Source organism: Pantoea sp. AN62 (assembly GCF_050432985.1).
Taxonomy (GTDB): Bacteria; Pseudomonadota; Gammaproteobacteria; order Enterobacterales; family Enterobacteriaceae; genus Pantoea; species Pantoea brenneri.
This window is the reverse complement of sequence record NZ_JBNPYB010000014.1, coordinates 91,600-110,583: the sequence shown is the minus strand read 5'-3', so window position 1 is coordinate 110,583 and position 18,984 is coordinate 91,600. Positions and strand designations below refer to the sequence as shown.

The 18,984-nt window shown below is 55.8% G+C and carries 13 protein-coding genes; 9 read left to right on the top strand and 4 right to left on the bottom strand.

Annotated features, from left to right (window positions below):
- Positions 1–3: 3 nt before the first annotated feature.
- The 3 genes from yegD to FHW04_RS17205 all read right to left on the bottom strand — a co-directional run bounded on the left by yegD (position 4) and on the right by FHW04_RS17205 (position 5,537).
- The gene (yegD, locus tag FHW04_RS17215; RefSeq protein ID WP_031375319.1) at positions 4–1,356 is read right to left on the bottom strand and encodes a molecular chaperone; all 1,353 of its coding nucleotides are present in this window, start codon (positions 1,354–1,356) and stop codon (positions 4–6) included.
- A gap of 75 nt (positions 1,357–1,431) precedes the next feature.
- Positions 1,432–4,767 (bottom strand): diguanylate cyclase, encoded by a 3,336-nt coding sequence (locus FHW04_RS17210; protein ID WP_089561735.1) that lies wholly within the window; start codon positions 4,765–4,767, stop codon positions 1,432–1,434.
- Between the two features lie 155 nt (positions 4,768–4,922).
- Positions 4,923–5,537 (bottom strand): phosphatase PAP2 family protein, encoded by a 615-nt coding sequence (locus FHW04_RS17205; protein WP_089561736.1) that lies wholly within the window; start codon positions 5,535–5,537, stop codon positions 4,923–4,925.
- A gap of 273 nt (positions 5,538–5,810) precedes the next feature.
- On the opposite strand from FHW04_RS17205, the gene udk reads away from it, so the two are divergent.
- The 3 genes from udk to asmA all read left to right on the top strand — a co-directional run bounded on the left by udk (position 5,811) and on the right by asmA (position 8,956).
- The gene (gene udk / locus FHW04_RS17200) at positions 5,811–6,452 is read left to right on the top strand and encodes a uridine kinase (protein WP_031375322.1); all 642 of its coding nucleotides are present in this window, start codon (positions 5,811–5,813) and stop codon (positions 6,450–6,452) included.
- 83 nt (positions 6,453–6,535) lie between these two features.
- Positions 6,536–7,117 (top strand): dCTP deaminase, encoded by a 582-nt coding sequence (gene dcd, locus FHW04_RS17195; protein WP_031375323.1) that lies wholly within the window; start codon positions 6,536–6,538, stop codon positions 7,115–7,117.
- Between the two features lie 15 nt (positions 7,118–7,132).
- A complete protein-coding gene (gene asmA / locus FHW04_RS17190; RefSeq protein ID WP_089561737.1) occupies positions 7,133–8,956 on the top strand; it encodes an outer membrane assembly protein AsmA in 1,824 nt (607 codons plus the stop codon).
- Between the two features lie 13 nt (positions 8,957–8,969).
- Here asmA and FHW04_RS17185 read toward each other — a convergent pair whose 3' ends face one another.
- On the bottom strand, positions 8,970–10,541 hold the full coding sequence (locus tag FHW04_RS17185; protein WP_089561738.1) for a TerC family protein: 1,572 nt from the start codon (positions 10,539–10,541) through the stop codon (positions 8,970–8,972).
- A 787-nt stretch (positions 10,542–11,328) separates the two neighbouring features.
- On the opposite strand from FHW04_RS17185, the gene wbaP reads away from it, so the two are divergent.
- The 6 genes from wbaP to FHW04_RS17155 all read left to right on the top strand — a co-directional run bounded on the left by wbaP (position 11,329) and on the right by FHW04_RS17155 (position 18,968).
- Complete coding sequence (gene wbaP, locus FHW04_RS17180; RefSeq protein WP_031375326.1) at positions 11,329–12,762, top strand: undecaprenyl-phosphate galactose phosphotransferase WbaP; 1,434 nt, start codon at positions 11,329–11,331, stop codon at positions 12,760–12,762.
- A 290-nt stretch (positions 12,763–13,052) separates the two neighbouring features.
- Positions 13,053–14,192, top strand: coding sequence for a polysaccharide export protein (locus FHW04_RS17175; protein WP_031375327.1), 1,140 nt, complete (start codon positions 13,053–13,055; stop codon positions 14,190–14,192).
- Positions 14,193–14,201: 9 nt separating this feature from the next.
- Entirely contained in the window at positions 14,202–14,636 is a 435-nt protein-coding gene (locus tag FHW04_RS17170) for a protein-tyrosine-phosphatase (protein ID WP_046288212.1), read from the top strand.
- A gap of 12 nt (positions 14,637–14,648) precedes the next feature.
- Complete coding sequence (gene wzc, locus FHW04_RS17165; protein ID WP_046288213.1) at positions 14,649–16,826, top strand: tyrosine-protein kinase Wzc; 2,178 nt, start codon at positions 14,649–14,651, stop codon at positions 16,824–16,826.
- Positions 16,827–17,106: 280 nt separating this feature from the next.
- Positions 17,107–18,246, top strand: a complete 1,140-nt coding sequence (locus FHW04_RS17160; protein ID WP_031375328.1) for an EpsG family protein — start codon at positions 17,107–17,109, stop codon at positions 18,244–18,246.
- Between the two features lie 17 nt (positions 18,247–18,263).
- Positions 18,264–18,968 (top strand): SGNH/GDSL hydrolase family protein, encoded by a 705-nt coding sequence (locus tag FHW04_RS17155; protein ID WP_089561770.1) that lies wholly within the window; start codon positions 18,264–18,266, stop codon positions 18,966–18,968.
- Positions 18,969–18,984: the final 16 nt, after the last annotated feature.

Below are 18,984 nucleotides of genomic sequence, written 5' to 3'. Positions count from 1 at the left end.
CGCTTAGCGGAACATCACTTCTGCCCAGCGGGCTAAGCCTGCGGTCACCGAGGCGAAATCATCGCCGCCGGCAATCGGCGTGTCAGGCAGCGCCTGTTGCAATGCCGCACGCAGCAGCGGCGAGCGGGCACTGCCGCCGGTCAGGTAGACCACGTCAGGTTTGATCTGGCTGGTGGCCAGCGCCAGCTGGACCTGCTCAAGGATTTTCTCCAGCGGCTGATTGATCGCCTCCTGCAGCAGGTTGACGCTGAGATCGGCCTGCAGCGATCCGGCAATAAAGTCGAGCGACGCCGCATGTTCCGCGCGATCTGACAGCGCGATTTTGCTCTCTTCGGCAGCCCGCACCAGACGATAACCCAGCTTCTGCTGCCACACTTTCAGCAGGCGCGCGACCACCTCACTCTGTTCCGCGTCACGGACTAAATCGCGCAGTAACTTACCGCAGGCGGCGCTGTAAAATTCGCTTTGTGCCGGAACATCGTTGATCGCAACCGCATTCCACCACGGCAGGGCGGGCAGGGCGATGCCTTTCTGGGTATTACCGCCGAGACCGAGCAGCGGCATCAGCGTTTTGAACGCCAGCATAATGTCGAGATCGTTACCGCCGACGCGGCAGCCACTGTGGCCCAGCAGGCTTTCGCGGCGATCGGCTTTGTCGCGCCACGTCGGTCCCATCAGTAACATCGAACAGTCGGTGGTCCCGCCGCCGATATCAACCACCAGCACCCGGCTCTCCTGTTGGAGGGTGGCTTCAAAATCCAGACCGGCCGCTACCGGCTCAAACTGAAACTCCACGTCGCGGAAGCCGGCCCGCTGCGCGGCACGCAGTAAAATACCCTGTGCCTGCTGGTTGGCCTCTTCACTGCCTAAGCCCTGGAAGTTAATCGGACGACCAATCACCGCCTGATCGATCGGTTGATCAAGCTGGCTTTCGCCCTGCTGACGAATGTGCAGCATCATGGCGCAGACCAGGTCTTCAAACAGGGCGATCTGCTGCGGTTTCAGGCCGCTGGCACCGAGAAAGGATTTGGGGGATTTTACGAACCAGACATCTTCCGGATCGACCATGTACTGTTGCAGCGCGGTCAGACCAAACTGCACGCTGTTGGGCTGTACGTCGATATCTTCTTCGCGGTTAAAACGCAGGGCGCGCTGCAGCAGAGCGGTGGTTTCACTGTCGGGCGTCGCCACCTGATGATGACGATAGAGCCATTCACTGACCGACTCACGGGTAGGCGCACAGATCATCGACGGCAGCAGGCGCTGGCCGTTTTCCAGCGTTAACAGACGTGGAGCGCCGTTTTCACTGACGGCTATGGAACAGTTAGCCGTGCCGTAATCGAATCCTATGAACATTTTTGCCCCCATGCCGGAAAAAAGGGGGCGACTTTAGCGCAGCTTTAGCAGGGTAGCAAGCGCTCAACGGTGGATTTAACGGATGGCAAAAAAGCGCGCCTCGGCCAGTACGCTCAGCGGCTGACGTTCGGCGACCGCGCTGCCCCAGACGCCATCCACATCCAGGCTGGCGAGGGTAGTCAGCACCGCCGGAACCGAAACCGGACCGGCCAGCAGGGCAATGTTGCGCTGCGACGCCTGGCCCTGGATGATAGTCAGCAACATCTCATCCATCAGGTTGTTATGCACATTGGAGACCAGTTCAGGTGCCAGCACCAGACAGTCGACCCACTCATCGCTGAGCTGATTGAAGGCGTCGAGGTTACGGCCAAAGTGCTGCAGCACGATGCGGCAGCCACTCTGACGCAGCTGCAGCAGTGCGCTGTGCAGCCGATCGCCCTGAGTTAACACGCTGGCAGCCGGGAAGGCGAAGCCACAGCGGCTGTCACTCAGGCCGGCCGCCACAAAACGGCGACACAGTTGCTGGACAAAATCGGCATCGAGCAACGCCTGGGCGCTAAGCGGCAGAACCACCGCAATGCCTTTTTCATTCAGCCCCTGCACATCGTGCTGGAAGAAGGCCTCAAGGATTTTATTATCCAGCTGACGCCGCAGTCCTTCATCCGGCAGATTATTACGCAGCAGCGTTTCATCAATCAGCAGGCCATCCGGGGTTAACAGCTGCACTTCCAGCAGCCAGAGAAAGGCTGACTGTGGCGTATTCGGCGGGGCGACAGCCCAGGCCGGCAGCTCTATCTGCAGCGAATCGATCATCGCGGCGTCGAGGCCCTGATGATTGCCCGCCAGCGGCAACCGGTGCTGCTCATAAACCACATAGCGGCCACGTCCGCTGCGTTTGGCGTTATAACAGGCAATATCGGCCTGAGACAGCACATCGCTGCTCTGGCAGTTGTCCGGCGAAATCTGGGTGACGCCGACGCTGGCCCCGACCTGATAGAGGCGGCCCAGCCACTGGAAGCGGTAATCATTGACCGTGGTGACAATGCGCTGAATCACTTCGCACGCCTGCTCAACCTGGCAGTCGGGCATCAGCAACGCAAACTCATCGCCGCCCAGCCGTGCCAGGAAATCACTGCTGCGCAGATGATGCAGCATCAGGTCTGACAGTTCCCGCAGCAGCGCATCGCCCGCCGCATGACCGGCGCTATCGTTGACCGCTTTAAATTTATCGAGATCGATAAACACCAGCACGTGGTGATGCTGATGTTCTGCTGCATCATACAGCAGCCGTTTTAGCTGATGATCGAAGCTGGCGCGGTTCGGCAGGCGGGTCAGGGTATCGTGTAGCGCGCTGTAGCTCAGGCGCTTCATCAGTTGGCGCGATTCGCTGACATCCTGAATGACCATGACCGCACCCTGCTCCAGTCCGGCCTCAGAGCGCAGCGGGGTAATGCTGTAATGGATGTCGATATGCCCGTCATCCGGGGTATGCAGCACCAGATCCTGATCCAGATCCGGGGTGATTTTCTCACGCGGTAGCTGACACAGCAGCAGAATGTCTATCTCTGGTCCGTTGCGGCCCTGCGTGATGTGCAGCAGCTCGCTGAGGGGTTTGCCAGCCGCCTGCTGCTGCGACCAGCCACTCATCTTTTCGGCCACCGGATTCATAAAGGCGACGCGCATCGCTTCATCGGTGCTGATCACCGCCTCACCGATTGAGTCGAGGGTGATTGCCATCCGCTCTTTCTCCTGGAACAGCGCCTCGTTCAGGTTGCGTAATGGCGTGATGTCCTGGCAAATCCCCAGCATCCGCTCAATCCGTCCCTCTTTACTCAGGATGCGGTTGGCCTGAGTACGCACCCAGCGCTGGCCGTCGTCGTTAACAATCCGGTATTCCATATGGAAGGCGCTGCGCAGTTCAATCGCCTGCTGCACCGTCAGCGCCGCATGTTCCCGATCGCCAGCATGCAGCAGGTGGATCCACAAATCGTAGCTGGGTGACTCGTGCGGTGCCAGGCCAAACAGCGCATACATCCGCTTGTCCCAGAGCATTTCGCCGGTCAGCAGGTTCCATTCCCATACGCCAATGCCGCCCGCCTCATTGGCCAGCGTGATGCGCTCCATCAGCCGGCGGTTGACCTGCTCGCTCTGTTTCAGCTCGGAGATATCGACGATCTGGGCAATCAGGTAGAGCGGCAGATGGGCGGGATCGCGCACCAGCGACACCGTCAGCCGGGTCCAGACAATCTCGCCATCTTTGCGGAAATAACGTTTTTCCAGCGTGTAGGTGTAGATCTCACCGCTGAGCAGCTTACTGAGCTGCTGCAAATCGTTGCTGAGGTCGTCAGGATGGGTAATCTGCTGAAAGGTCAGCCGCCGCAGTTCCTCTTCCGGATAGCCCAGCGTCTGGCAGAGCGAATGGTTCACCTGCAGCCAGCCGCCCTGAGGGGAGACCAGCGCCATGCCAATCGCCGAATATTCCATCGCGTGACGAAAGCGGGTTTCGCTCTCGCTGATGTGATTCTTCTCACGGCGAAACGCATCCATCACCAGCGACATGATGTGGCTGGGGATCAGCACCAGCAGGAACGGCAGCCAGCTGGAGACCGGTCCCAGCGCACTGTTATTGTTCACCACGCTGACCAGGCCCAAGGCCAGCAGCATCGACATAAAGCTGGCGTTCAGGAAAAACAGCACAAACGCCTGCAGCTTGGGCAGGCGGACGGCGCACCAGAAAAGAATCACCACAATAAAGGTGAACGGCCACGGCAGATAGCGCAGGGCCAGATAGCTGGCCACCAGCGTCACCGCCAGCGTCAGGAAGAATTCAGTCAGACGCAGTTCGCGCAGCTGGGTACGGCGCACCGGCCACGGCAGCAACAGCAGCATCGGACCCAGCACCAGCATGCCGATAATCTCGGAGATCACCCAAGTATAAAAGAAGGGAAACGAGGCGTGACCACTGACCTGCAGCACCCACAGCGCCATCAGCCCGCCGATCACCGGCGTAACGATCCCCACTGACAGCACCAGTCGCGCCCAGTCATGCAGTGAACTGAGTGGCGCACGGCGATCGAGTAACGCCCGCAGCAGTATTCCGCCCAGACCCGCCTGCAGCAGGTTCAGCAGGGCAAATTTGATGTTGGAGAGAGCCGGACCGATGATGATTGCATTGGCGCAGGCGGTGCCGAGCACGCAGGCCGCCAGGTAGAGCGGGAGCTGGCGTGACGGGCAGCGGAAAACCACCACCGTCATGGCGGCAGTCGGAAACCATAGGGGCGAAATTTTACCGCTGACCACGATCAGTTCAAGGCAGAACAGCGTCAGGACAAACATCGAGCAGCCGAGTAAAAGCGCAGAGATCCAGCGCTTGTTCGGTCGATTGTGCAGGTAGGGGATCTCTATGGTCATGCAGACGTCCGGCAGGGTGCAGGGGTTCCGCAACGGCGAAATATGCACCAGTCATTCTCTTTCAGCATGCTAGCACATTCAGTCAAGAAAAAAGGGGGGAAATCAAAGTTGCCCGTTATTCGGCGAATTGACGGGCAGAGAAAGTTAGCCTTTGATTACTGGCGGAAAAGGTCAGCGCGGGTGTAAGGCTTTTCCAGGCCGGCCAGGCTGGCGGAAAAACGTTCGAGGAACTGCTGGGTGGTGGCTACCCGGCCATGACTTAACAGGACAAATGGCACTAACAGCGCGGCGCCAACCTGCGGCCAGCTGAACCCTTTGAGGGCGGTACGACGCTGCGAAATCAGGAAGACGGTGCTCAGGGTGAAGCCGAGCAGCAGGCCGGTCGCCACTTCGCTTTTGGAATGGGCGTGGATCACCAGGCGCGAGAAGCCCACCATCAGCGGGATCATATAGCCGACGGCAATGGCAGCGCCGCGCCACAGGGCGGACCAGCGGCCCGAAATCAGCCACAGCATCACCGGCCACAGGGTGGCGGACATCGCGCTATGGCCGCTGAAGCCGGTAAAATTAAAGCGTGCGCTGCCAATACCAAAGCCGAGGAACAAAATTTTTGACAGGCTGACCAGCAGTCCGGCGAGGCCAAAGGCGACCACCCAATAGAGCACCGTCCGGTGGTTATCACTCTTCCACGGCAAAATCAGCGCAATAAGCACCGCTGTCGGAATCAACAGCATGCTGTCGCCAAAATAGGTCAAAGTCTTCCAGAGCATACAACTCCTGATGGGATCGATCGTACCCGGCAGACACGCGTTGAGCGCGCCGCACAGGCGGTTTTATTTATATTACAGTGTGTGCTTAGTTTATCGGTGAAATGAGTGACGTCCAAAGGAGAAAGTCTGAAAAGTCACCCGCGCCATTTCTCTGGCATCAAAACGCCGAAATCCCTATACTTAGCGCGAACACACCCTCTCCATTTCGGCCCGTCATCTGGACGCGTAATGCGTGACCAGTGGCAGGCTCCAGTTATCAGGTCTTAAAAAAGTATGACTGACAAGTCTCATCAGTGCGTGATTGTAGGCATTGCCGGCGCTTCCGCATCCGGTAAAAGTTTAATTGCCAGCACGCTCTATCGTGAAATCCGTGATCAGGTAGGTGACGAGCATATCGGGGTTATCCCGGAAGATGCTTATTACAAAGATCAAAGTCACCTCACCATGGAAGAGAGGGTTAAAACCAATTATGACCATCCAAGCGCGATGGATCATGATTTGCTGTTACAGCATTTGCAGGCGGTTAAAGCCGGCCAGGATATTGAGTTACCGGTCTACAGTTACGTTGAACATACCCGCACCGCAGAAACCCTGCACCTGAAGCCGAAAAAGGTGATTATCCTTGAAGGCATTCTGCTGTTAACCGATGCGCGTCTGCGTCAGGAACTGAATTTCTCGATTTTCGTTGATACCCCGCTCGACATCTGCCTGATGCGCCGCATGAAGCGTGACGTGAATGAGCGTGGCCGTTCGATGGATTCGGTGATGAGCCAGTACCAGAAAACCGTGCGTCCGATGTTCCTGCAGTTCATCGAGCCATCAAAACAGTACGCCGATATCATTGTGCCGCGCGGCGGGAAAAACCGCATTGCTATTGATATTCTTAAAGCCAAAATCAATCAGTTTTTTGAATAATTCACGTCTGTCTGGATGTGATGCGCACAGGCGGCACGCAGTATGGCGCCTGTTCGCTACACTTACGTCATGGAGTTAGCGCAATGAGATTATGCGACCGCGATATTGAAGCCTGGCTGGATAATGGCAAGCTGGCCATTGAGCCACGCCCGCCCGTCGAGCGGATTAATGGTGCCACGGTCGATGTGCGGCTGGGCAATCAGTTCCGTACGTTCAGCGGCCACACTGCGGCTTATATCGATCTCAGTGGTCCGAAACATGAAGTGAGCGCGGCGCTGGACCGGGTCATGAGCGATGAAATCGTGCTGCCGGACGGCGAAGCCTTTTTCCTGCATCCCGGTGAACTGGCGCTGGCGGTCACGCTGGAGTCGGTCACGCTGCCGGACGATCTGGTTGGCTGGCTGGATGGACGCTCTTCGCTGGCGCGACTCGGTCTGATGGTGCATGTCACCGCGCACCGTATCGATCCCGGCTGGCAGGGGCGCATCGTGCTGGAGTTCTATAACTCAGGTAAACTGCCGCTGGCGCTGCGTCCTGGCATGTTAATCGGTGCGCTGAGCTTCGAACCGCTTTCCGGGCCGGCGGCGCGTCCCTATAACCGACGTGAAGATGCAAAATACCGTGGTCAGCAGGGCGCTGACGCGAGCCGTATCGACAAAGACTGATTTACTGAGGATGTAATGAAGAGAGTGATAACCACGCTGGCCATCCTGTTAGTGGTGGTCGTAGCGGGAATGACCGCACTGGTGCTGCTGGTAAATCCCAACGACTTTCGTGCCTACATGGTGCAACAGGTTGAACAACGCAGTGGTTATCAGCTTCAGGTCAGCGGCGATCTGCGCTGGCACGTCTGGCCGCAGCTCAGCATTCTGGCCGGCCGCATGAGCCTGACCGCGCCCGGTGCCAGCCAGCCGCTGGTGACGGCGGACAATATGCGACTGGATGTCGATCTCTGGCCACTGCTGTCACATCAGCTGAGCGTGACCCAGGTGATGCTGAAAAATGCGGTGGTGCGGGTTACGCCCGACAGCGCCGCGCAACCGGCGAAAAACGCCCCGCAGGGACCGCGTAACGCCGAGCCTTCTGCGCCGTCCACCGGCTGGTCTTTTGATATCGCCCAGCTGCGGGTAGCCGACAGTTTGCTGATCTGGCAACAGCCGGGCGGCGACGAATATAACTTCCGCGATTTCAATCTCAATCTGGAACAGGATGCGCGTAAGCAAGCCACGCTGTCCCTGAGTTCCAGCCTGACGCGCAATCAGCGCAACGCCACCGTTAACCTGAAAGGCCAGCTGGATGCGGCGCAGTATCCGCACCGCCTCAGCGGTCAGATAGAGCAGCTCGATTACACCCTCTCCGGTGCGGATATGCCGGCGCAGGGGATCAAAGGCACGCTGAGTGTCCAGGCTGACTGGAACGCCGATAACCAGCAGTTCGCATTGCGCAATCTGCAGCTAACCGCCAACGACAGCACCCTGACCGGTCAGGCCGATGGTCGCCTGGCAATGCCGCAGCGGCTGGCGCTCGACCTCAAAGCCAGTAACCTGAATCTGGACAATTTACTGACCGATACGTCGGTGGCTGACGCGCCGGGCGCACAGCGGGCGACGGTAGCCCGTTCGCCGGTGATTGCGCAGCCGCGCGAGACAAGTAACGCAGATTCACCCCTTAACAGCCTTGACCTGGCGCTCAAAGTGCAGGCCGATAAGGCGCTGTGGCGCGGATTACCACTGACCGGGCTGGCCATTGATGCCACCAATCAACGCGGCCTGATGACGCTTAACACCCTGAAAGGCAGTCTGGGGCAGGGGAGTTTCTCGATTCCGGGCAGCATTGATATCCGTCAGCCAGTGACCCACATCAGCCTGCAGCCCGCGCTGAGTCAGATTGACATTCAGCCGCTGCTTAAAGCCTTTGAACTGCCGGAAAGCCTGCAGGGAACGGTGAGCCTGAACGGCAACCTGGCGGGTGACACGCTGAGCGTGGCCGAGGCGAAGCGCAGCTGGCAGGGCAGGGCGGCGATCAGCGCCAGCCATCTCAAACTGGCACAGCTCAATCTGCAGCAGATGGTGCGCCGCGCGGTGGCGCGGGCCAGTAATCGCGTCAGCAGCGACGACCAGCCGGATCAGGGCATCGATCAGATCAGCGGCCAGCTGGCGCTGAACCGCGGCGAACTCAGCTTCAGCCAGCTGAGCGGCAACGGTCAGCATCTGGCGCTGCAGGGAGAGGGCAAAGTGAACATGGTGCAGCAGCAGCTCGACGTGACGCTGGGGCTGAAGATCAGCGGCTGGAAAGGCGATGAAGAGCTGGTGGCCGCGCTCGCCGATCAACCAATCCCGCTGCGGATGTACGGCAGCTGGAACGATCTGCAATATTCATTGCCGGTGGATGAGGTATTGCGCGACCGGCTGCAGAACGAGGCGAAGTCGCGGTTAGACAAATGGATCGAGCGTCAGCCGGAAAGCGACAATAAACAGAATATGCAGAAGCTGCTGCGCCCGTAACCGGCGCAGCGCCTCAGACCTGATAGTCCATCGCCGGCTGTTGCAGAATTTCGACTTTCTGCACCCGGTGATTTTCTACCTGCAGCGTCCGCAACAGATAGTCACCCAGCTGCACCTCTTCCCCTTCCTGCGGAATATGTTGCAGCCGGTCCATCAGTAAGCCAGCCAGCGTATGGTAATCCCGCTGTGCTTCCAGCGGTAATTTCACATACAGCGCCAGGTCATCCAGCGGCATATGGCCGTTGACGATCCAGTGGTTTTCGCCCTGAACCTGAATATCGTAGCGCGCGTCGGTTTCGCCCGCCTCATTCGGCAGATTACCGGCAATGGTCTCCATCACGTCGCTCAGGGTGACCACCCCCTCAACCGATCCAAACTCATCCACCACAAAGGCAAAATGGGTATGCGCCTGGCGAAACTGCTCCAGCGCCTGAAGCAGCGTCAGGCGTTCAGGAAACACCAGCGGCTGGCGAATCAGCGCCCGCAAATCGAGGGAGTTGTTATGCAGCGACTGATGCAGCAGATCGATAACGTGAACCACGCCGAGCGGTTCGCTGGAGTGGTCGGTAACCAGAATCCGGGTATGCTGATTACGGTCAAGGCGCGCCATGATCTCAGCCGGATCGTCGCTCAGGTCGATATGCTCAACGTCGTGGCGCGAAGTCATAATGCTGTTAACGTGGCGCTGTCCCAGTCCCAGCACCCGGGCAATCATCACCCGTTCCTGGCGGTTGAACAGCATCGTGGCGTCACTGTCGGCAATCAGTGAGGAGGTTTTGACATCCAGCTCGGCCGGTTCCGCCTCGCCGCGCAGCAGTCGCAGTACCGCTTCGGCAGTGCGCTGACGTAACGGCCGGCCAGCCGAGAGCACCCGACGACGGTTAAACTGCGCCAGTTGATTCAGCGCCTCAATCAGCACCGAGAAGCCGATGGCGGCATAGAGGTAGCCTTTCGGAATCGCAAAGCCAAAGCCTTCCGCCACCAGGCTGAAGCCGATCATCAGTAAAAAGCTTAAGCAGAGGATGACAATGGTCGGGTGACTGTTGACAAAGCGGGTCAGGGGTTTGCTGGCCAGCAGCATCAGCAGGATGGCGATGGTCACCGCAATCATCATCACCGGTAAATCATTCACCATTCCGACTGCCGTAATCACCGCATCGAGCGAGAAAATGGCGTCCAGAACCACGATTTGCGCTATCACTGGCCAGAATTTAGCGCCGCCTTTTTGTTGACCGGCGTCATCATCATGGCCTTCTAGGCGCGAATTTAACTCCGTTGTGGCTTTAAACAGCAGGAAAATCCCGCCTGACAGCAGTAACAGATCGCGCGCGCTAAACGCGTGACCGGCCAGCGTCACCCACGGTTGGGTCAGCGTAACCAGCCAGGAGAGCGAGGCCAGTAGCAGTAAACGGCAGACCAGCGCCAGCAGCAGGCCAATCACCCTGGCACGGTCGCGCAACGTCGCAGGCAGCTTCTCAACCAGAATGGCGATGAACACCAGGTTATCGATGCCCAAAACCAGTTCAAGAACGATTAGCGTGACTAATCCTGCCCACAGCGACGGATCTGCAATAACCTCCAGCATGCGTTATTCACCTGAATGTCTTTAATTGAATTTTGTCTGATGATAGTGGAGTGTGACGCCCGGTACAAATGCCGGAACCGGCGGTGAGCAACCGCTGGCAGCAATTTAGCCGCAATAATTTTGTCTCTGCGTTGAAGATGATCTGATTAAATCCACACTGAGTTAGCAGCACAGATGACGGGTAATATTTTCAAATGCAGGGATATCCCGCTGTATTGCTTATGCGATTTATCCTAATGGCGACATGGCATTAATCTGAATTATGAAGAAAGGATTGCACTGCTGCTGTGGCGTCAATACTAATGGCTGGTAGTCTTTTTCCTAAAATAGTCCAGGGATGGCGGGGCCTACTTGTAAACAAGCCAGTAATAACTAGTATAGCAACGAGTTTGCAAAAGTCTGCGCCCATGTCGTAATTCGCGTGACCCATCGACGTCAAATGTTGTGAATTGTGATCTCGTCCGATAACTGATGCATTAAGCGTCAATACGACGCCCCGTGCAGAGCAATATGAATGATGACAGCGGTATTGGCAGCGACAGCCAAGGGCGGTAGCGTGCCTGAATCGCGTTTATCGTTTATTAAATGAGCGCCGTTAAGGTCGATTAAAGTCAGAGTAATCTGTTGGAATTAATCACAATAATGCTGGTTTTATGGTTAAGATCGTTGGCGTAAAGGCCGCAGGAGCTCCCCTCAGAAACGGCTCAGCCCTGAGAATTTATACCGCTCAATAAATATACAGGTGAGAGACGTGGCGGGTTTAAGGAAATAAAATAAAGAGTTAAATATGCGCGATACAGAATTTACGTTTAAAAGTCTTATCACCAAATTAATGCTGGCTTGCTCAGACTTAATTTGTTTCAACGCAGCGTTCTTTGTGGCGATGATGCTAATTAATATGCAGTCTGATTCGCCACTGGCAGATATTTCTGAAAAAGAAATGAATTTAAAAATTGCCACCCACATCTGCCTGTCAGTAATTTGTATTGGCTGGTTCTGGGTAAGGCTGCGCCACTATACATACCGCAAACCTTTCTGGTTCGAATTAAAAGAAATTTTTCGTACCATTCTTATATTCTCGGTTATTGATCTGTCGATTACCGCATTGTCGCAGTGGCAGATGTCGCGTTTTGTCTGGTTACTGACCTGGGTACTGGCGCTTATTTTCATCCCGACCTGCCGCGCGCTTTCTAAGCGGGTGCTTAACCATTACGGGATGTGGAAAAAGCAAACCATTATTATCGGCAGCAGCAAAAATGCCCACGAAGCCTGGCAGGCTCTGCAGAGCGAAGAGGTGATGGGTTTTGACGTTATCGCCTTCTACGACGTGGATGGCACCTGTCCGCAGAGCATTCTCGACGGCGTACCGGTGTTGCGTGATGAGCAGGAGCTGTGGAGCCTGACCAACAGCGAAACCCAGTTTATCGTGGCGGTAGAGTTCGAGCAGAGCCAGTACCGTGATAAATGGCTGAAATCGCTGGCGATGCACAATTGTCGTTCGGTATCGGTCATCCCGACATTACGCGGCGTGCCGTTGTATGGCACCGATATGGCGTATATCTTCAGCCACGAAGTGATGATTTTACGCGTACAGAACAATCTGGCGAAACGCACCTCGCGTTTCCTGAAGCGCGCCTTTGATATCGTCGGTGCCCTGTCGATTATTCTGATGCTGATGCCGGCGCTGCTGGTGCTGGGTTTCCTGGTCGGCCGTGACGGTGGACCACCGATTTATGGACACGAGCGTGTTGGCATGAATGGCCGTAAATTCAAATGCCTGAAGTTCCGCTCGATGGTGATTAATTCTAAAGAAGTGCTGGAAGAAGTGCTGCGTACCGACCCGGTGGCGCGCGCGGAGTGGGACAAAGATTTCAAACTGAAAAATGATCCGCGCATCACCAAAGTGGGCCATTTTATCCGTAAAACCAGCCTTGATGAGTTGCCGCAGCTGTGGAACGTGGTGCGCGGCGACATGAGCCTGGTCGGTCCCCGTCCGGTTATTGAAGATGAACTCTGTCGTTATGCCGGTGATGTTGATTATTACCTGATGGCAAAGCCAGGCATGACGGGATTGTGGCAGGTCAGCGGTCGTAATGATGTTGACTACGAAACCCGCGTCTATTTCGACTCGTGGTACGTGAAAAACTGGTCACTGTGGAATGACATCGCCATTCTGTTTAAAACAGTCGGTGTGGTGTTGAAGCGAGACGGTGCGTATTGATTGTGAGGCGATAAGAGCGCGTTAACCGCGCGCTCTCGTGGTTCGGTGCCGTTGTCAGGCGTGTCGTTGTTAGCGGCCATCGTCAGGGAGAAAGTAGATTGTCATTACCGTTGCGTAATCCTCTGCTACTGTTATTCCGCCCTGATGGATGGTTACTACTTATAACAATTGGAGCAAAGGATAATGAACGACAGGTTCAGTGCTTAATTAAGTTAGTTTTACTTTTTGTTGGACGCTTACACAGCGGCGTATTCGCCTCTATCAATCAATAACTGATAGCGAAGATCTAAATGATTACAATCAAAATGAAATTGATACCCTTGCTGGTATCTGCCACTTTTCTTAGCGGGTGTACGATCGAACCAGGTCAGCGCCTTTCCACATCGGGAAAAGATGTCATCGAGCAGCAGGACAGCAACTTTGACATCGATAAGTACGTCAACGTCTTTCCGTTAACCCCAACGCTGGTAGAGAAAATGCGTCCTAAGCCTCTGGTGGCTCAGGCGAACCCTTCTCTGCAGAACGAAATTCAGAACTATGAATACCGTATCGGCATCGGCGACGTGCTGACCGTGACCGTCTGGGATCACCCTGAGTTAACCACGCCGGCCGGTCAGTACCGTAGCGCCAGCGACACCGGTAACTGGGTACATTCCGATGGTACGATTTTCTACCCATACATTGGTAAAGTCCGCGTAGCTGGCCGTACCGTAGGTGAAGTGCGTAACGAAATCGCCCGTCGCCTGGCGCAGTACATCGAAAGCCCGCAGGTGGATGTCAGCATCGCCTCGTTCAAATCGCAGAAGACCTACGTGACCGGTTCGGTGACCACTTCAGGTCAGCAGCCGATTACCAACGTACCGTTGACGATTCTGGATGCCATCAACGCCGCAGGCGGTCTGGCAGCGGATGCAGACTGGCGCAACGTGGTGCTGACGCACAACGGTCGCGAACAGCGCGTCTCACTGCAGGCTCTGATGCAGAACGGCGATCTGAGCCAGAACCATCTGCTCTATCCAGGCGATATCCTTTACGTTCCGCGTAATGACGATCTGAAAGTGTTTGTGATGGGCGAAGTGAAGCAGCAGGCGACCCTGAAAATGGATCGCAGCGGCATGACGCTGGCTGAAGCGCTGGGCAATGCGGCCGGGATGGATCAAACCACCTCTGACGCCACCGGCGTGTTCGTTATCCGTCCACTGCGCGGCACCGATCGCAACAAGATTGCCAACATCTATCAGTTGAATACCAAAGATGCGGCATCAATGGTCATGGGTACTGAATTCCAACTGGAACCGTACGACATCGTCTATGTCACCTCCACGCCGCTTACGCGCTGGAACCGTGTGATCTCGCAATTACTGCCAACCATTGCGGGTATCAACGATGTGAGCGAGAGCGCACTGCGTATCCGCAACTGGTCAAACTAAGGTTTCACCATGATTACGTCCGTGTTAGTCGTTTGCGTCGGCAACATCTGCCGCTCTCCAACCGGAGAGCGCTTGTTTAAACGCGCGCTTCCCAATATCCGGGTCAGTTCTGCCGGTCTGGGTGCCCTGGTAGGGCGTCCGGCCGATCAGACCGCCAGCGACGTAGCGGCCGCACATGGCCTGTCGCTGGAAGGACATCAGGCACAACAGCTGACGGCAGAAATGTGCCGCAACGTTGACCTGATTCTGGTGATGGAGAAGCGTCAGATTGAACAGGTGAACCGCATTGACCCGGCCGCGCGTGGCAAAACCATGCTGCTTGGGCACTGGCTCAATCAGAAAGAAATTGCGGATCCGTACAGAAAAAGCCGTGAGGCCTTTGAAGAGGTTTACGGGTTACTGGAAAACGCTACCCAGAAATGGGTCAACGTATTAAGCCGATAGTTGGGATTATCCATGAATATAAAAAACAAGGTTAGAACCGCGCCGGGAGAGGATTCGAATGGATGGGATCTGGCGCATCTTGTGGGACAGCTTATTGATCATCGCTGGATCATTGTTGCCGTTACCGCTTTCTTTATGCTGGCGGGCACGCTCTACACACTGTTTGCGACACCGATTTATAGCGCCGATGCCTTAGTCCAGGTTGAGCAGAAGAATGCCAGCACCGTTCTGAACGAACTGGACAGCATTCTGCCACCGACACCTGCTTCAGATACTGAAATCGAGATTCTTGAATCGCGCATGGTGATCGGCAAAACCGTTGACGATCTGGGTCTGGATACCGTGGTTGAGCAGAACTACTTCCCGGTAATCGGTAAAGGTCTGTCACGCCTGATGGGCAACAAGCCGTCAAACATCGCGATTTCGCGGCTGGAAATCCCACGCACTATCGACAAGCGTAACGTTGAACTGGAAGTAACCGGTCCGGACAGCTACACCGTGTCGAAAGATGGCGATGAGCTGTTCAAAGGTAAAGTGGGTCAGCTGGAGTCGCACGGCGACATCACCATGCTGGTGAGCGAGATTCACGCCGATGAAGGCACCAGCTTCACCGTGACCAAGCTGAACAACCTGCAGGCGATCCGTTCGGTCCTGTCTAACCTGACCGTTGCTGACAAAGGTAAAGACACTGGCGTGCTGGGCCTGGAATATCTGGGTGAAGATCCAGAGCAGATCAGCAAAGTGCTGAACCAGATCGTCAACAACTATCTGTTGCAGAACGTTGAGCGCAAGTCTGAGCAGGCGGAGAAGAGCCTGGAGTTCTTACGCACCCAGTTGCCGCAGGTTCGCGCCAAACTGGATGAAGCGGAAGACAAGCTGAACACCTTCCGTCGTCAGAACGAATCGGTTGACCTGTCACTGGAAGCGAAATCAGCACTCGACTCTTCGGTCAGCGTGCAGAGCCAGCTGAACGAACTGACGTTCCGTGAAGCCGAAGTGTCTCAGCTGTTTACCAAAGATCACCCGACTTACCGCGCGCTGCTGGAAAAACGCAAAACGCTGGAAGGTGAGCAGGCACAGCTGAACAAGAAAATCTCTGGTATGCCACAGACTCAGCAGGAAATCCTGCGTCTGACCCGTGACGTGCAGTCCGGTCAGGAGATCTACATGCAGCTGCTGAACCGTCAGCAAGAGCTGGGCATTAGCAAAGCCAGCACCGTAGGTGATGTTCGCATCATCGATGGCGCCGAAACCGCTAACTCGCCGGTAGCACCGAAGAAACTGCTGATTATCGCCGCCAGCCTGCTGTTAGGTCTGTTCGTGTCGGTCGGCCTGGTACTGCTGAAAGCGCTGCTGCATCACGGCATTGAAAACCCGGATCAGCTGGAAGAGCTGGGCATGAATGTCTACGCCAGCGTTCCTCTGTCAGAGTGGCAGCGTAAGAAGGACACCGAAGCCCTGGCGCGTCGCGGTAACAAGGTGAAAACCGATCCGCACGAAACGCTGCTGGCGCTGGGTAACCCGACTGACCTCTCCATCGAAGCGATTCGTAGCCTGCGTACCAGCCTGCACTTCGCGATGATGGAAGCCAAAAACAACATCCTGATGATCACCGGTGCCAGCCCGGGTATTGGTAAAACCTTTATCTGTGCCAACCTGGCGACTCTGGTGTCGAAAGCGGGTCAGCGCGTGCTGTTTATCGATGGCGACATGCGTCGTGGTTATACCCACGAACTGCTGGGCGCGGAAAACAAATCGGGTCTCTCCAACGTGCTGTCCGGTAAAACTGAGTTCAGCCCGGCGCTGATTCAGCAGGGCGTTTACGGTTTCGACTTCCTGCCTCGTGGCCAGGTTCCGCCGAACCCGTCTGAACTGCTGATGCATCGTCGTATGGGTGAGCTGCTGGATTGGGCGAGCAAGAACTACGACCTGGTGTTAATCGATACGCCACCGATTCTGGCGGTTACCGATGCGTCAATTATCGGTAAGCTGGCCGGCACCTCGCTGATGGTGGCGCGTTTCGAAACCAACACCACCAAAGAAGTGGATGTCAGCTTCAAACGCTTTGCCCAGAACGGTATTGAGATTAAAGGTGTGATCCTCAACGCCGTGGTGCGTAAAGCAGCTAATGCGTATGGCTATGGTTATGACTATTACGATTACGAATACGGTAAACCAACCAAAAGCTAATCACTGAGTTGCAGGGGCGGTCTGACCGCCCCTTTTTATCGCACCTTTGAATGACGACACGCATCAATTTACACAGGTGATTCTGTATATAACCAACAAAAGCGATGAAGGTATAAATCGCATGGCGAGCGTCACTCAACAGAATTCATCACCAGCATGGCATCAGCCTGTCGCACGCCCTGAAGGGCCGGCGCGCCGGGCACGCTGAGACGTCAGCCGGGAAGGCAATCAGCGTCGCCGACTGTTGGCATGAGAACTTGTGGAATTAAGGAATCACACCATGGCTCCATATTGGTATGTATCAGGGTTTTTACTGGTGATTTCGCTGGTTGAACTCCTGCTGAAAAAAGACGAACGAACCAACCATCTTCTGACGTATCTGCTCTGCATCGCGACCGTAACGCTGATTGTGTTCGGCGGCATACGCGGTCTCGGCACCGGGATGGATGACTACCAATACCGCAACTTCTTTGAAGATTTTATCCGGCGTATTCAGGTTAACGGCTTCTTCAATACCGTGGCGTTCTTCCGCTACGAGCCGCTGATTTTTGCTATCGCCACCCTGACCAGCCTGATTTCCCATAACGCCAGCACCTTCCTGTTCGTTTTTTCGATCCTGGCGGTGGGCACCAACGCGATCTTCTTTAAAAAGATGTCGCCGTATCCGGTGATGGCGCTGGCGCTCTACTCGGCGCATATCTTCATTAACAAAGATATGAACCAGATTCGCTTTGGTCTCAGCTCGGCCCTGTTCCTTGGGGTGATCTGGGCGCTCTACCTGAAGCGCTACTGGCTGGCGACCGGCTTCTTTGTGCTGTCATTCCTTAGTCACAACACCGCCGTGATGGTGGTGACGCTGATCCCGTTCCTGTTCATGCGTGAACGCCGCTGGTGGCCGATTGTGATTATCGTGCTGAGTATTCCGGCCTCTAAAGTCGGGGGGATGGGCTTCGTCTCGATCATCGCCGGTCACCTCGGGGCACTCGGGGAGAGGGCAGCCAACTACAACAACGACAACTCGTCCGCGGCCACCACCGGTAGCGTTTTCTCGGTCTCCAACCTGAAAAACGTCGCGCTGGTGTTCATCTTTGTTTATTTCATGCTGAGCAACCAGCTCAAGCGCGATAACTACGATGCCTGGCGGATGAACTACCTGTTGATCATCACCTTTGCCATCGGCGGCGGCATCAGGATCTTCTTCTACAACTACTCCTCCGGCGCGCGTCTGTCGAACTACCTGCTGCAGGTGGAGCCGATCATTCTGACGCTGTTGATCTACCAGTCGAAACGGGTCTGGAAGCCGGCGATGTTTGCCATGTTTGTCTTCTTCCAGATGTACTACCTCTACTACAACACCATCTCCCTGAAACAGGCTGTGGTGGGGTACGAGGTGGCACGTGAATTTAAACTGGTTCACTGATGAAACGGGGGCTGACGATGAAACGCTGTCTGCCGCTGTTGCTGATCGCTTCGCCGCTGCTGGTACAGGCGGCGAGCGCGCCGGCCACGATTGTTATCGCGGCCTATGGCGATTCCACCACCGCCGGTGTGACCTCGTCAGGCGGCCGCAATATCATCAGCAAAGAGAACGAAATCAGCTACCTGCAGCAGATGTTGCAGCAGAAATATGGTCCGGCGGTGCGCATCGAGAATCACGGCTCGCCCGGTGCCCAGCTCACTGAGCTGATCAGGTCGCCGGTCAGCTGGGAGCAGCGCATGGCGCAGTCCGATGCGCGTATCATCCTGATCAATTACGCCATTAACGATGCGCGCATCTACTCGGCGAAAAACCGGCCGGCCGGGGCAGAAAGTCCTGAGGATTTTAATCGTACCCTGACCAGCCTGATTAAAACCGCCCGAGCGCATCACAAGCAGGTGGTGCTGCAACAGCCGAATCCGCTGTGTGGACGGGCCGAGCGCTGGAACGTCTGGCCTTACGTCTGGCAGCTGAACCAGGTGGCGCAGCAGCAGCAGGTGCCGATTGTTCGTCAGTATCAGCTGATTAAGCAGCAGGATGACTGGCGCAGCGAAATGTCTGCCGACTGTATTCACCCGACCAAAACACTTTATAAAAAGAAAGCTGAACAAACTTTTGAGCTGCTAAGCCAGCAATTTGACAGCGTGTTTAAAACCACCAGCTAACTTAATGATTTTATGG